Origin of the sequence: Streptomyces sp. NBC_00663 (assembly GCF_036226885.1) — a bacterium.
Lineage (GTDB): Bacteria > Actinomycetota > Actinomycetes > Streptomycetales > Streptomycetaceae > Streptomyces.
Genome location: NZ_CP109027.1, coordinates 1,248,322 through 1,264,831, shown reverse-complemented (window position 1 = coordinate 1,264,831; position 16,510 = coordinate 1,248,322). Strand labels below are relative to the sequence as shown.

Sequence of the window (16,510 nt, the reverse complement as noted above, 5' to 3'; positions counted from 1 at the left end):
TGTGGTCGCTCAGGACATCATCCGGGTCACGTCCGCCGTCGGGCAGGTCGCACGGCTGACGGCTGAGGACGTCACCGTCGGATACGGCGGCCGGACCGTCCTCGACGGGCTCGACGTGACCGTGCCGCCCGGAGTGATCACCACCATCATCGGCCCCAACGGCTGTGGCAAATCAACCCTGTTGAGGACCCTGTCGAGGCTGCTGAAGCCGACCCGGGGCACGGTCCTGCTCGACGGTGACGACATCGCCCGGCTCAGGACCCGGGACGTGGCGAAGAAGCTCGGCCTGCTGCCGCAGACGCCGGTCGCGCCCGAGGGGCTCACCGTGGCCGACCTGGTCGCCAGGGGCCGGCATCCGCATCAGAGCTGGCTGCGGCAGTGGTCCTCGGACGACGCCGCCGTGGTGGAACGGGCGTTGGCCATGACCGGCGTCTCGGACCTCGCCGACCGGCCTGTCGACACCTTGTCCGGCGGACAGCGGCAGCGCGTCTGGATCTCGATGACCCTGGCCCAGGGCACCGATCTGCTGCTGCTGGACGAGCCGACCACCTACCTCGATCTGGCGCACGCGATCGAGGTCCTCGACCTGGTCGACGATCTGCACGAGTCGGGCCGCACCGTCGTCATGGTGCTCCACGACCTCAACCTGGCCACCCGCTACAGCGACAACCTCGTGGTGATGAAGGAGGGCGCCATCCTGGCGCAGGGGCACCCGCGGGACGTCATCACCGCAGAACTGCTGCACGAGGCGTTCGGACTGCGCGCCATGGTCATCGACGACCCGGTGGGGGACCGTCCGCTCATCGTGCCGATCGGTCGCACACAGGTCCAGCCCAACTACCAGGGAAAGAACAGTAGTTAGGCTAGGCTAACCTCATTTTTATGGGTAAGGTTTGCCTGCCCTTAGAACGTGGCCATGGGGGCGTGGCGCAGTGACCGTGCGAGCAAGGGATGGCTGATGCTCCTCCGTAGAACGACGCTCACCAGGCCCTGGCGGCGGCTGGCGACCACGGTGTCCGCCCTGGGCCTGACCGTCGGCCTCCTCGCGGGATGCGGCTCCGACTCCTCCGACGAGTCGACCGACGACAACGCCTCGGCCACCGCCGCCGCGGGCGCCTTCCCGGTCACGGTGGAGCACGCCTTCGGCACCACCGAGATCACCAAGGCCCCGCAGCGGGTCGTCTCCGTCGGCTACACCGACGACCAGACCGTCCTGGCCTTCGGCATCAAGCCCGTCGGCATGGTCGACCAGTACCCGAACCCGCCGGGGCAGAGCCCCGACATCAACACCCAGTGGCCCTGGGTGAAGGACAAGTGGGGCGACACCAAGCCCGAGGTCATCATGAACAACGGTGACTCCGGCCCCAACTACGAGAAGATCGCCGCCCTGCGCCCGGACCTGATCATCGCGGTCTACTCCGAGATCGACCAGGCCGCCTACGACAAGCTCTCCAGGGTCGCGCCGACGGTCGGCCGCACCAAGGCCGAGAAGGAACCCTTCAGCGCGCCCTGGCAGGACAACGCCCTGCACATCGCGAAGGCGCTCGGCAAGGCCGAGGAGGGCGAGAAGATGGTCCAGGACATTCAGGGCCGGCTCGGCACCGCCAAGAAGGAACACCCCGAGTTCGCCGGCCAGACCGCCGTCGCGCTGTCCTGGTACGAGGACTCGGTCGCGCCCTTCACCTCCACCGACGTCCGTGGCCGCCTCGTGTCCGGCATCGGCTTCACGTACCAGACGGAGATCGACAAGGTCGCGGGCGGCAGCTTCTACACCAAGCTCTCCCCGGAACGCATCGACCTCGTCGACGTCGACCACATCTTCGTCATCAACGACAAGGCCGACACCGAGGCGCTGAAGAAGTTCAAGCTCTTCGCCAACCTCGACGCCGTGAAGAAGGGCAACGTGTCCTACCTGCTGGACAGCGAGGGCCCGGCGGTCGGCGCGGCCATCTCGCAGGGCACCCTGCTGTCGATGCCGTACGCCATCGACGAACTCGTCAAGTCGGCGGCCGGGTAGGTGTGAGCGCCACCGAGACGCACGACACCGGTACGCGCGCCACCGATGACACGCGCGCCGCACCGGCGGCGCTGCGGACCACCACCGGCCGCGAGGCCACCCGCTGGGTCGCGGCCCACTGCCGCGAGATGCCCTGGCTGACGGCCGCCACCGTGATCGCCTCGGTGGCCGGAGCGGCGCTCCAGGTGCTCCCGGTGCTGCTGCTCGGCCAGGTGGTCGACGGGGTCGTGGCGGGGGAGTCCCGCTCGGTCCTGGTCAGGATCGGTGGGGTGATGGTGGCCGCAGCCCTGCTCGGCGCCGTGGCCACCGCGGCCTCGACGTATCTGATCGGACGGCTGGGCGCGGACCTGCTCGCCACGCTGCGGGAGTCCGCGGTGCGCGCGGTGCTCGGGATGCCGAGCGCACGGATCGAACAGGTCGGCCGGGGCGATGTGCTGTCCCGGGTCGGCGACGACGTCGCCGTGCTCTCCCGGGGCATCCGGATGGCCGTGCCCACGGTGTTCTCGGCGGGTGTGCTGGTCGTCATCGCCACGGCCGGCATGTTCGGCCTCGACTGGCGGCTCGGGCTGGCGGGGGCCGGCGCCCTGCCCGCGTACGCCCTGGCCCTGCGCTGGTATCTCCCGCGCTCCGCCCCGCTCTACCGCATACAGCGCGCGGCCCAGGCCGACCGCGCCCAGGCGCTGATCAGCGGTCTGAACGGGATCGACACGGTCCGCGCGTACCGCCTCGAAGAGGCCTTCCGCGAGAAGGTCACCGAGGAGTCGCGGCGGGTGCGCGACCTGGGCATCGAGGTGTTCCACTTCTTCGGCCGGTTCGTCGGCCGCGAGAACCGCGCCGAGTTCATCGGACTCACCCTCATCCTCGGTGTCGGATACGCCCTCCTGGAGGCTGACGCCGCCAGCCTGGGCGAGGTGTCGGCGGCCCCGCTGCTGTTCCACCGGCTGTTCGTGCCGCTCGGCATGATCATGTTCACCTTCGACGAGGCGCAGAAGTCGGGCGCGAGCCTGACCCGGCTGGTCGGGGTGCTGGGGGAGGAGGCGGAGGAACGGCTGGCGGGCGACGAGGCCGTGGCACCGGCGGGCTCCGCGTCGTACGCGGTGACCGTGGAGGGCGTGACCTTCGCCTATCCCGGCACCGAGGATCCGGTCCTCAGGGACGTCGACCTGTCCATTCCGGCCGGGAGTTCGCTCGCGCTGGTGGGGGCCACCGGCGCGGGCAAGACGACGCTGGCCGCGCTCGTCGCGGGTATCGGCACCCCGCAGGCCGGGACGGTGCGCATCGGGCCGACCGACCTGGCGGGCCTGGACGAGGCCGGGGCGCGGGCCCTGGTGAGCCTGCTGACGCAGGAGACCCATGTGTTCTCCGGTCCGCTGGCCGAGGATCTGCGGCTGGCCGCGCCGCGGGCGAGCGACGCGGAACTGACCGACGCGCTGCGTACGGTCGGTGCGGCGGGGTGGGTCGAGGCGCTCCCCGAGGGGCTGAGCACGCCGGTCGGCGAGGGCGGTGAGCGGCTCGACGTCACCAAGGTCACGCAGATCGCCCTGGCGCGGCTGGTGTTGGGCCGTGCGCCCGTGGTGGTGCTGGACGAGTCGACCGCCGAGGCCGGCAGTGAGGGCGCCGCCGAGCTGGAGCGGGCCGTGCTGGCCGCGTGCGCGGGGCGGACCACGCTGTTCGTGGCCCACCGGCTCACCCAGGCGATGGCGGCCGACCGGATCGCCGTGCTGGACGCGGGACGCGTGGTCGAGCAGGGGACCCACGAGGAACTTGTGGCTCTGGACGGCAGGTACGCACGGCTGTGGCAGGCCTGGCGAGAAAGCAGTTGGTGAACGTAGCTTAGGCTGGCCTAACTTTCATGTGGTGGAAGGGTGCTGAGTCCTCGATGGTGGAACCGCGTGCTCGTCTCGTACCGCTGTCCTTCGACCGACTGACCGAGTTGCGCCGACGCACCGGCGACCACTCTGACCGGACCCTCGCCGAGGCCTGCGCACTCGCGCTGGCGTACTGGGCGGCCGGCCGGAGCCCCGACGGCATCGACCTCACCGAAGCCACCCTGTTCGCCGATGTCATCGGCTGGGCCGACAACGGCACGGCCGAGCAGCGGTGTCGGGAGGCCGCCGACGGCGCCTGGGACATCGCTGTCCCGCACGGCGTCGAGGTCGCCGACGCCCGGCTCGCCCTGGACGACCTGGTCGACTTCCCGGACCGCTCCCTCGGCACCGTCGGCCCCTCCAGCGAGGCGGCACGGCGCGTGGCACTGGCCGACTGGAACGCGACCAACGCCGACCGGGACCGGCCGACCCTGGTGGAGATGTTCCACGAACAGGCCCGCGCCAGGCCGGACGCCGTCGCCGTCGTCGACGAACACCGCACCCTGACCTACCGTCAGGCAGCCGAACTTTCCAGTCAGTTGGCTCACCATCTGATCGAACGCGGCCTGACCGCCGAGCAGCTCGTCGGGATCTCCCTGGGCCGTTCCGCCGACATGGTGATCGGGCTCCTCGGCGTGCTCCAGGCCGGATGCGCGTTCGTGCCGCTCGACCCGCAGTGGCCCGCCGCACGCCGGGCCGTCGTCATCGAGGACGCCGGCGTCGTCCTACAGCTCAACGCCCCCGGCGAACACGCCCCGGGCGAACCGGAAGCCGTACCCGTCGACCTCGGCGACTGGCGCTTCGGCGGCTACCCCATCGAAGGCCCCGGGATCACCGTCCCCGGCACCGCGCTGGCCTACGTGATCTTCACCTCGGGCTCCACCGGCCGCCCCAAGGGCGCGATGATCCGCCACGAGGCCATCAGCGAACGCCTGTTGTGGCAGGTCCACCAGGTCCTGGGCTTCGGCCACGACGACGCCTCGCTGTTCAAGGCACCGCTCTCCTTCGACATCTCCATCAACGAGATCTTCCTGCCGCTGGTGTCCGGCGCCCGGCTGGTGGTCCTGCGCCCCGGCGGTGAACGCGACCCGCACCACCTGCTGAGCGTCATCGCCGAACACCGGGTCACCTTCACCTACTTGGTCTCGTCCATGCTGGACGTCCTCCTCGACATCGCGGGCGACTCCGGGCAGTTGGACAGCCTGCGCCATGTCTGGTGCGGCGGAGAGGTGCTCACCCCGGAGCTGTACGAGCGGTTCCGCACCCAGCTCGACATCCCCATGTACCACGGCTACGGACCGGCCGAGACGACCATCGGCGTCTCCCACGTCATCTACCGCGGTGCCGCCGAACGCCTGTCGACCTCCATCGGCAAGGCCAACCCCAACACCCAGTTGTACGTCCTCGACGACGAACTGCGCCCCGTGCCCGTAGGAGTCGGCGGCGAACTCTACGTCGGCGGCTTCCTCCTGGGCCGCGGCTACGTGAACGCGCCCGGCCTCACAGCCTCCCGGTTCGTCGCCAACCCCTTCGCCACTGACGGCTCCCGCCTCTACCGCACCGGCGACCTCGCCCGTTATGCCCCCGACGGATCACTGGACTTCCTCGGCCGCGCCGACAACCAGATCAAGATCCGCGGCATGCGCCTGGAGATCGAGGACGTCGAGATCGGCCTCGCCGAACACCCGGGCGTACGGCACACCTGCGTCGTCGCCAGGAAGAACACCGTGGGCGGCACCTATCTCGTGGGGTACGTCATCCCGGCCGCCGGCCGTGAGGAGCTGCGGGCCGACGAGGTCAGGGCCTGGGCCGCCGCACACATGGTCGCGTACATGGTGCCCGCCCACATCGTGGTGCTGCGGGAGTTCCCGCTGACGGCCAACGGCAAGCTCGACCGCAACGCCCTGCCGGAACCGGAGACCGTGACCGGCCCGCTCGTCCCACCCGCCACCGACGAGGAACGCCTGGTCGCCCAGGCCGTCGCCGCCGTGCTGCGCCTGGACGACATCGGCGCCGACCAGGACTTCTTCCAGCTCGGCGGAGACAGCATCCTGGCGATCTCCCTGCTGAGCGCGCTGCGCGCCGAGGGCCTCCATGTCACGCCCCGGCAGATCTTCACCCACAGCACCGTGCGGGCACTGGCGGCCGTGGCCGGCCGCGAGACCGTCACCACCGTCGACCACCGCGACGTCCCCACCGGCACCGTCGTGGGCTCGCCCGTCGTGCAGTGGCTCGCGGAGACCACGGACGCGATCGACGGCTTCGTGCAGTCGGTGGTCCTCAACACCCCGGCCGACCTCACCGCCGACGCCCTCGACGAACTGCTCACCGCCGTCGTACGGCACCACCCCATGCTGCGCGCCCGGCTGGTGCGCGGTGACCGCTGGAGCTTCGACATCCCCGGGCCGGAGCAGGCCGGCGTGGACCGGCTGGAGAGCGACCGCCCGCTGGAGGAGTGCGTCGCCCTCGCCGCGGCGGGACTCGACCCCGACCACGGCGTCATGCTGCGGGCCGTATGGCGTCGCCCCGCACGGCAGTTGGTCCTCGCCGCCCACCACACCGTGGTCGACGGCGTCTCCTGGCGCGTCCTCATGGAGGACCTGGCCACGGCATGGCGGCAGCTCGCCTCCGGCACCCCGATCGAACTGCCCCCGACGGGCACGTCGTTCCGGCGCTGGACCCAGCTGCTGGAGCGCGCGGTTTTCGACGCCGACAGCTCTTACTACTGGCGTCCACTGCCGGGGGACGACCAACCGCTGGGCAAGCGCGCCCTGTCGCCGACCGACACGGTCGCCGGTGAACGGCTGCACACCTTCTCCGTGGGCCCCGAGATCACCGCCGCCCTGCTCGGCGAGATCCCCGCCAAGTTCCACGCCGGAGTCAACGACGTCCTCCTGACCGCCCTCGCGGTCACCCTCGCCCGATGGCGCCACGACCGGGGCCAGGACCAGACGTTCGCACACATCGAGCTGGAGGGCCACGGCCGGGAAAGCCACTTCGTGGCGGCCACGGCCGGGTTCGAGCCCGAACTGGCCCGCACCGTCGGCTGGTTCACCACCCTGTTCCCGGTGCTCGTCGACCCCGGCGGCACCACCGACTTCACCGCCCCCGACTACCTGGCCACCGCCCTCAAGGCGGTCAAGGAAGACCTCGCCCGGGTACCGGACAACGGCGTCTCCTACGGCGCCCTGCGCTATCTGACCCACACCGAGTTCGACACCCCCGCACCCCAGGTCCTCTTCAACTACCTGGGCCGCTTCGACGCGGGCGCGACCGGCGACTGGCAACTCTCCGGCACCACCGGCCAGTTGGGCGAACGGCGCGACCCCGCCATGCGCCTCCCACGCGCCCTGGAGTTCAACGCGATCGCCGAACCCGCCCCGGCCGGCGGCGCGTACGAACTGGTCACCACCCTCTCCTGGCCCGACGGCATGTTCACCGACGAGGACATCACGACGATCGGCGCCTACTTCCGTACGGCCCTCGCCGGACTCGCGGCGCTCGACCACGGCGGCCACTCACCCAGCGACTTCGACCTGGTGCCGCTCACCCAGGCCGACGTCGACGCCCTCGACGGCCCCGCCCTGCGGGACATCCTGCCGCTCACCCCGTTGCAGGAAGGCCTGTACTTCCACTCGGTCTTCGACGACGACGCGGCGGGCACCTACGTCGAGCAGCAACTCCTCACCCTGGACGGCGAGGTGGACACCGACCGGCTCGCGGCGGCGGCCACCCGGCTGCTCGCCCTCTACCCCAACCTGGCCGCGCGGTTCGTGTCCCTCGCCGACGGCCGGGTGGTCTCCGTACTGGAAGGCGGCGTCGAGGCGCCGTTCACCACGCTGGACCGCCCCGGCATCACCGACGACGAGATCCGCGCGTACGCCGAGCGCGACCGGCGCGCCGGGTTCGACCTGTCCGGCGGACCGCTCATGCGGTACACGCTCATCCGGGCGGGGGCCGGTCGCAGCGTTCTGGTGCAGACCGTGCACCACATCGTCGCCGACGGCTGGTCGGTACCGCCGATGCTCCGCGCCCTGCTCGCCGAGTACCACGCGCCGGGGACGACCTACCCGCTCGGCGGCTTCCCCGACTATGTGCGCAGGCTCGCCGAGCAGGACGAGGAGGAGAGCGACCGGGTGTGGCGCGCCCAGCTCGCCGAGCTGCCCGGCCCCTCCCTCGTCGCCGAGGGCCACACCCCGTCCGACCGCTTCGCCGACACCACCCGTACACCGGCCGAGGACATCGACACCGCCGCCCGGTCGGCGGGCGTCCCGCTCAGCGTGGCCGTGCACAGCGCCTGGGCGGTGACCCTCGGCGGCATCCTGCACGGCACGGACGTGGTGTTCGGCTCCACCGTGTCCGGGCGCGACATCGACGTGCCCGGCATCGAGAACATGGTGGGCCTGTTCATCAACACCATTGCGGTCCGCGCCCGTTGGACCACCACGACCACCGCACGCGAGCTGCTCGCCTCGGTCCGCGAACACCAGAGCACCGTGCTCCCGCACCAGCACGTCTCGCTCGCGAGGATCGGGCGGGAGGCGGGGGCCGGCCCCCTGTTCGACACCCTGGTGGTCTTCGACGTGGCAACCGACCTGGACGCCCTGCGCGGCCCCGCCGACCAGCTGACCGTCACCGAGATCGTCAACGAGGGCGCCCCGCACTACCCGTTGACCCTGGTCGTGGAGCGCACCCTCGACGGCCGCCCCCGCTTCAACCTGATCCACGACAGCGATGTCCTGAACGGGACCGGTGCCCGGACGATCCTGCGCACCTTCGAGACGGCCCTCACCGGCCTGCTCACCCGACCGGACGCACTGATCGGCGACCTCGCCGCGCAGAGCAGCCCTGCCCCCGTCACCCCGGCCACCCCGGCCACCCTGGGCGCCCTCTTCGACGCTGCCGCCCGGCGCGACCCGGCCGCCACCGCCGTCACCCAGTGCGCCCTCGACGGCGGCACCCGCTCCCTGAGCTACGGCGAACTCACCAGTCAGAAAAGCGAGTTGACGTCCGCGCTGGCCGCCGCCGGGGTCGGTCCGGGCAAAAGGGTCGCCGTCGCCGTGCCGCGCTCGCTGGAACAGGTCGTGGCCCTGGTCGCCATCGTCAGCGCGGGCGGCGCCTATGTGCCGCTGGACCTGGCGTATCCCGACGAACGCCTGGAATACATCCTCGCCGACGCCGCCCCGCAGGTCGTCCTGGTGGAGGAGGGGCAGCGGGACCGCTTCGCAGAACTGGTGGAACGGGCGGGAGTGCGAGCCCGGGTACTGGTCCAGGGCGACGAACTGCCGCGAGCAGCCGTCGAGTCCGAGGCGGGCCGGAACGATCCCGCCTACGTGATCTACACGTCCGGCTCGACCGGCAGGCCCAAGGGTGTCGTCGTCCCGCACTCCGGCGTGGTGACCCTCCTCGCGCACACCCGGCCCGGCATGGGCTTCGGCCCGGACGACGTGTGGGTCCAGTTCCACTCCTGCTCCTTCGACTTCGCGGTCTGGGAGCTGTGGGGTGCGCTGGCGCACGGCGGTGAGCTGCTCGTGCCGGAGTACGGCCTGACCCGCTCACCGGTCGACTTCCACCGGCTGGTCCGCGAGCGCGGGGTCACCGTGCTCAACCAAACCCCCTCGGCCTTCTACCAGTTCATCGAGGCCGACCGGCAGGCCGACGCACCGCTCCCCGCCCTGCGCCGGATCGTTTTCGGCGGCGAGGCGCTCGACCTCAAACGGCTGCGCGGCTGGGTCGACCGGCACGGCACCGGCTCGCCCGAACTGGTCAACATGTACGGCATCACCGAGACCACGGTCCATGTCACCCATCGGGTGCTGACCGACGACGACTTCCGGCCCGGCGCCGGTGCCAGCCCCATCGGCGGCCCCCTCCCTGGCCTCACCACTTACCTCCTCGACGAGCGGCTCCGGCCGGTGCCGCCCGGCCGGGTGGGCGCCATCTACGTCGCCGGCGACCAGGTGTCGCTCGGCTATCTGGGCAGGCCCGGGCTCACGGCGGGACGGTTCGTGGCGGACCCGTTCGCGGGCGACGGCTCCCGCATGTACCACACGGGCGACCTCGCCCTCCGTACCCTCGACGGCGAGCTGGAGTTCGTCGGCCGCGCCGACGACCAGGTCCAACTCAAGGGCTTCCGCGTGGAGTTGGGCGAGGTGGAGACAGTGATCCGGGAGTTCGACGGCGTGACCGACGCGGCCGTCACCGTGGCCCCCTCCGGCGATCACCTGGTCGCGCACCTCGTGGGCCGGAGCCCCGGGGACCTCACCACCCTGCTGGCCGCGAAACTGCCCGCGCACATGGTGCCTGGCCGGGTGCTGCCGGTCGACGCGCTGCCCCTTACGGTCAACGGCAAGCTGGACCGCAGGGCCCTGACCGAGCGGGCGGCGTCCACGCAGGACACCCCGACGGTCGTGAGTGACTCGGCGCTCAGCGCGCTGACCGACATCTTCGCCGCGACCCTGCCCGGCGCCCAAGTCGACGGTGACACCGACTTCTTCAGGGCCGGCGGGGACAGCATCGTCGCCATCACCGTGATCAACCGCGCCCGGGCGCTGGGCCTGCCGATCGCACCCCGGGACGTGTTCCTGCTCCGGACGCCGCGCGCCCTCGCCGAGCATCTCGGTACCCGCGCCGCACAGGAGCGACCCGTACCCGTCCGCCGCGACGACGGCCCGTTCCCGGCGACGCCGATCATCCTGCGCCAACGCGAACTGGGCGGCTCCCTCGCTCGGTTCGCGCAGGCCCGCACCCTGCTCGTCCCCGAGGGCGTCGGACACGCCGACATCGAACGCGCCGCGCACACCCTCGTGGCCGCCCATCCGACGCTGCGGCTGCGGCTCCGCGCCGAGCACGGTGTCTGGACGCTCGGCACCGAGCCCGACCGCGAGATCACCGTCGCAGGACCTGACACGACCGCTGCCGACACGACCACCGTGGCGCACGAGGCCGCCGGGCGCCTCGACCCCGCGTCCGGGGAGGTCATCGCGTTCGCGTGGCTGGAGCAGGCCCGCACCCTGGTGATCACCGCGCACCACCTCGCCGTCGACGCCGTGTCCTGGCTGATCCTGCTGGACGACCTGGCGACCACCCTGCGCGGGGAGCCCCTGGCACCGCCCACCACCTCGTACGCCGAGTACGCCGAGGCCCTGGCGCTGGGGTCCGCCCACGCGGTCGACGGCCTCGGGCACTGGCTCACCACGCTCCAGGCCCCCGCCCTGCTGCCCGAGGTCGGCGGCCACCGCGAAACCACCGTCGTCCTCGCCCCCGAGGCGAGCGACGTCGTCATCCGTACCGCTCCCACGGCCCTCGGCGTCGGTCTCACCGAGTTGCTGTGCGGCGCCCTGCGCGCGGCGCTCACCCGCGTCCAGCCGACCCCGACCGATCTCGCGATCGACCTGGAACGGCACGGCCGGGTCCCGGCTCAGGAGCACCACGACTACAGCCGTACGGTCGGCTGGTTCACGTCCATCGCCCCGGTGCGGCTCACCGCGCACACCGACCCGGTCGCGGCGGCCCACGAGGTGGCCGCACGTCAGCCGGACGAGCAGGCGCACATCGCCTACGGCCAACTCCGTTACCTCAACCCGCAGTCGGCCCCACTGCTGACCGGCCGCCCGCAGGTGCTGTTCAACTACCTCGGCCGCGGCAGCGAGTCACAGGCACTGCACCTCACGGGCGGCGGCCGGGGCAGCCCCTACGCGGTCGAGGTCAACGCCTGGCTGGACGAGGCCACCGGCAGTCTGCGCGCGAAGTTCACCCTCGCCGAGGGCGTCTGCGACGACATCGTCGGCCACTGGCTGGACGCCCTGGAGGCCATCGCCGAGGCGTCGGCGACAGCCGAGCGCACCGCCCCCGTCACCCCGCTGCAACGCGGCCTGTTCTTCCAGGCCCAGTTGGCGGGCCCGGCCGGACACTACGTCGCCCAGAGCTGGTTCACCTTCGACCGGCGCCTGGACACCGACGCGCTGGCCGAGGCGATGGCACATGTCATCGCACGCCACCCGGTCGTGGGCGCCGGTTTCACCACCGACGACGACGGCAACCCGGTCCAGGTCCTCAAGGCGGGCCGCCGGGTCCCTGTACGGACGGTCGAACCGGCCACGGACGCCGAGGTGGACGCCCTGCGGGCGCGCGACCGGGACACGGGCTTCGACCCCGGAGAGCCACCGCTGATCCGGCTGACCGTGGTGCGGCTGCCCGACGGGCGGGACGGGCTGCTCCTCAGCTATCACCTCCTGCTGTGGGACGGCTGGTCCCGCGAGATCGTGCTGCGCGACCTCTTCGGCGCCTATCAGGCCGTACTCCTCGGTGAGTTGACCGCCCCGATCGCTGCCGTGCCCGGCTTCGAGGACCATGCGCGGGCGCTCGACGCCAAGGACACCGCCGTATCCGAACGCTTCTGGGCCGGGCACCTGGCGGGACTGTCCGGTCCCACGCTGCTCGCCGGGGTGGCCCCGGTCCTCTCGGACGAGCCGCCGGGCACCCTCGTGCACACGGTCTCCGCCGAGCTGTCGGAGCTGTTGCGGGAGGCGGCGAGGACACACGGCGTCACGCTGAACTCGGTGCTGACCGGGGCGTTCGGGCTGCTGCTGGGTGCCCGCACGGGCCGTGCCGACGCCGTGTTCGGGGTGACCGTCTCCGGGCGTGAGGGGGAGGGGCTGGAGGACATCGTCGGCGTGCTCCTCAACACCGTGCCGATGTGGACGCGGGCGCGGCCCGACGACACGGTCCGGGCGTACCTGGCGGGCGTGCAGGAGGCCCGGGTCGCGGCGATGGAGCACGAGCACCTCGGCCTTGGCGAGATCCAGCGGGCCAGTGGCCACGACACCCTGTTCGACAACCTGTTCGTGCTACAGAACTTCCTGGACCTGAACGCCTTCGCCGAGATGAACGCCCGGCACGGGATCACCTCGGTGCGGGCCGACGACTCCACGCACTACCCGTTCACCTGGGTCGTCACGCCCGGCGACCGGCTCACGGTCAAGCTGGAGCACCGCGACGAGGACACCGCAGGTGCGCGACGGCTGCTCGACGACTATCTGCGGGTGCTGGAGGACGTGGCCCGCTCGACCGGGCCGGTCGGGGCGTTGCCGGGACTGGGACCGGTCCCCGTGCCCGGGGAACGTACCGACGTCGGCACGGACACGGTCGTCGACCGGTTCGACCGGGCGGCGGACCGCGCACCGGAGCGGGTGGCGCTCGTCGCCCACGGAGCGCGGATGACCTTCGCCGAGCTGCGGGACCGCAGCCGTGCCGTGGCCGGGGTGCTCGCCGGGCGAGGCATCGGTCCGGAGACGACCGTGGGGCTCGCGATCCCGCGCTCCCTCGACTCGCTCGTGGCCCTGTTCGCGGTACTGCGCACCGGTGCCGCCTATGTGCCGCTGGAGCTGGACCACCCGGACGAACGGATCGCGGCGATCGTCGAGGACGCCCGCCCGGACGTCATCCTCACCGTGAGCACGGTGGCGCCCCGGCTGACCGGTGACCTCATCGAGCTGGACCGTCCGCTGCCGGTGGCCGAGCCGTTCGTGACGTTCGCCCCCGACGATCCCGACCGGCTGCGGCATCCCGCGTACACGATCTACACCTCCGGTTCCACCGGGAAGCCCAAGGGAGTGGTGACCGAGTACGCCGGGCTCACCAATATGCTGATCAACCATCAGCGCCGCATCTTCGAACCGGTGCTGGCCGAGCACGGCCACCGCGCCTTCCGGATCGCGCACACCGTGTCGTTCGCGTTCGACATGTCGTGGGAGGAGCTGCTGTGGCTCGCCGACGGCCATGAAGTGCACATCTGCGACGAGGAGTTGCGCCGCGACGCGCCCCGGCTCGTCGCGTACTGCCTGGAGCACGCCATCGATGTCATCAACGTGACCCCGACCTACGCGCAACAGCTCGTCACCGAGGGCCTGTTGGACGACCCGGACCGGCGGCCCCCGCTGGTGCTGCTGGGCGGCGAGGCCGTCACCCCCACGCTGTGGCAGCGGCTCGCCGACACCGAGGGCACCGTCGGCTACAACCTGTACGGGCCCACCGAGTACACCATCAACACCCTCGGCGTCGGCACCTTCGAGTGCCAGGACCCGGTGGTGGGCGTCGCCATCGACAACACCGACGTCCACGTCCTCGACCCCTGGCTGCGGCCCCTGCCCGACGGGGTCCCCGGCGAGCTGTACGTGGCGGGCATCGGCATCGCCCGCGGCTACCTCGGCCGGCCGGCCGAGACCGCACACCGCTTCGTGGCCTGCCCGTTCGGCGAACCCGGCGAGCGCATGTACCGCACCGGGGACCTGGTCGTCCGGCGGCCCGACGGAAACCTGATGTACCTGGGCCGCACCGACCAGCAGGTCAAGATCCGCGGCCATCGCGTCGAACCGGGCGAGGTGGAGGCCGTGTTCGCGGCCCACCCGGCGGTGCGCTTCGTCGCCGCCGTCGCCCAGGCCGACCCGCAGGTCGACGGCGCCCACCGGCTGGCCGCCTACCTGGTCCTGGAGGGCGCCGAGTTGGCGACGGTCGCCGCCGAAGTGGGCGCGGGCCTGCCGGACTTCCTGCGCCCGACCCACTACGCCCAGGTCGACAGCATCCCGCTCACCGTCAACGGGAAGGCCGACACCAAGGCGCTCCCGGAGGCCAAGCCGCTGGGCGCGCTGACCACGGCGGGGGAGCGGGGACCCGAGACCGAGACCGAGAGCGTGGTGTGCGCGTACTTCGCCGAGGCACTGGACCTGGACGACGACGAGGTGAGCGCGGTGGGAGACTTCGTGTCCCTGGGCGGACACTCCATGCTGGCGGTACGGCTGATCGGGCTGCTCCGCCGGGAGTTCGGCCCGGTGATCACCATCCGAGACCTGTTCACCCTGCGCACCCCCGAAGCGATTGCCCGCCACCTCGATGACCGGTCCTGACACCCAGGCGCCCCGCTCGGGGGCCGACATCCTCCGCATCGCCCTGCGCCGCAACGTCGGCGCCATGACCCGGGGCACCCTCCTCATGGGCCTGTACCAGGCCGGTGAGACGGCGTTCCCGATCGCGCTGGGCCTGATCGTCGAGCACGCCCTGCGGCATCGAAGTCCCGGCGCGCTCGGGCTGGCGATCGCCGCGCTTGCGGTGATCGTCACGACCGTGTCGCTGTCGTGGCGGTACGGGATGCGCGTCCTGCAGAAGGCCAACACGAGCGAGGCCCACCGCTGGCGGGTCCGGGTCGCCGCCTGCGGACTCCAGCCGGTGGCCCGGGACGTCGACCTCAAGTCCGGCGAGGTGCTGACCATCGCCACCGAGGACGCCGACCAGACCGCCGACATCATCGAGGTGGTGCCGCTGCTGATCAGCTCGCTGGTCGCGGTCCTGGTCGCCGCCGTCGCGCTGGGCCTGGCCGACCTCAGGCTCGGCCTGCTGGTGATCGTGGGCACCGTCGCGATCCTGTCGATCCTGAGCGTGCTGTCCCGACGCATCGGCGACAGCACCCAGGAACAGCAGGCCCGGGTCGCGCGGGCCGGCGCGAAGGTCGCCGATCTGATCACCGGCCTGCGCCCGCTGCACGGCTTCGGCGGCAACCACGCGGCGTTCCGGTCGTACCGCCAGGTCAGCACGGAGGCCAGGCATCAGGCGGTCACCGTCGCCAAGGTCAACGGCGCCTACGCGGGTGCCGCACTCGCCCTCAACGCGCTCCTCGCCGCCGCCGTGACCCTGACGGCGGGGTGGCTGGCCTTCGAGGGCCGCATCACCATCGGTGAGCTCGTCATGGCCGTGGGGCTCGCCCAGTTCATCATCGAACCCCTCAAACTCTTCTCCGAGATGCCCAAGTACGTGATGATCGCGCGCGCCTCCGCGGAACGCATGGCACTCGTGCTGACGGCGCCGCCGGTGAGCACCCCAGGCGTCGAACGTCCGGTCGGCGGCGACTTGGACATCGACGGCGTCCGGTACGGCACTCTGCGCGAGCTCAAGTTCCGGGTCGCCGCCGGTGAGTTCGTGGCGATCGCCGCCTACCAGCCGCGCGCCGCGGCCGACCTCGCCGCGGTCCTCGCCCTGCGCGTGCCGCCCGAGGCGTACGAGGGGGCGGTCCGGCTCGGCGGACGGGAGCTGGCGGAGCTGTCCGTCGAGGCGGTCCGGGAGCTGCTGCTCGTGAACCCGTACGACGGCGAGATCTTCGCCGGCACCCTGCGCACCAACATCGATCCCTCGGGCACCAGCCGCTCCGTCCCCGAGGCCGTGGAGGCGTCCCTGCTCACCGACGTCGTCGCCCTGCACCGCGAGGGCCTCGACCACGCCGTCCGCGACCGGGGCGCCAACCTCTCCGGCGGGCAGCGCCAACGCCTGTCGCTGGCCCGCGCGTTGGCCGCCGACACCGACATCCTGGTGCTGCACGACCCGACGACCGCCGTCGACGCGGTCACCGAGCAGCTCATCGCCCGCAACCTCGCGGGGCTCCGCCGAGGCCGCACCACCGTCGTCCTCACCAGCAGCCCGGCCCTGCTGGACGCCGCCGACCGCGTCCTCGTCCTCGACGACGGCGCCGTCACGGCCGAGGACACCCACCGCAACCTGCTGGCCACGGACGCGGGCTACGGCGCGGCGGTGGCCCGCTGACCCGGCGGCCCGTCGGCGGAGCGCCCGGGGCCTCGGC

Annotated in this window: 5 protein-coding genes; all 5 read left to right on the top strand. The window is 71.9% G+C overall.

Annotation, left to right across the window (positions count from 1 at the left end):
• Position 1 precedes the first annotated feature (1 nt).
• The 5 genes from OG866_RS05775 to OG866_RS05755 all read left to right on the top strand — a co-directional run bounded on the left by OG866_RS05775 (position 2) and on the right by OG866_RS05755 (position 16,473).
• Positions 2-862, top strand: coding sequence for an ABC transporter ATP-binding protein (locus tag OG866_RS05775; protein ID WP_443063499.1), 861 nt, complete (start codon positions 2-4; stop codon positions 860-862).
• Positions 863-958: 96 nt separating this feature from the next.
• The gene (locus tag OG866_RS05770) at positions 959-2,017 is read left to right on the top strand and encodes an iron-siderophore ABC transporter substrate-binding protein (RefSeq protein WP_329332339.1); all 1,059 of its coding nucleotides are present in this window, start codon (positions 959-961) and stop codon (positions 2,015-2,017) included.
• 128 nt (positions 2,018-2,145) lie between these two features.
• Positions 2,146-3,843, top strand: coding sequence for an ABC transporter ATP-binding protein (locus tag OG866_RS05765; RefSeq protein WP_329343931.1), 1,698 nt, complete (start codon positions 2,146-2,148; stop codon positions 3,841-3,843).
• 53 nt (positions 3,844-3,896) lie between these two features.
• A complete protein-coding gene (locus OG866_RS05760; RefSeq protein WP_329332338.1) occupies positions 3,897-14,789 on the top strand; it encodes a non-ribosomal peptide synthetase in 10,893 nt (3,630 codons plus the stop codon).
• Positions 14,776-16,473, top strand: coding sequence for an ABC transporter ATP-binding protein (locus OG866_RS05755; protein ID WP_329332337.1), 1,698 nt, complete (start codon positions 14,776-14,778; stop codon positions 16,471-16,473). Before OG866_RS05760 ends, OG866_RS05755 begins: the two co-directional genes overlap by 14 nt.
• Positions 16,474-16,510 lie beyond the last annotated feature (37 nt).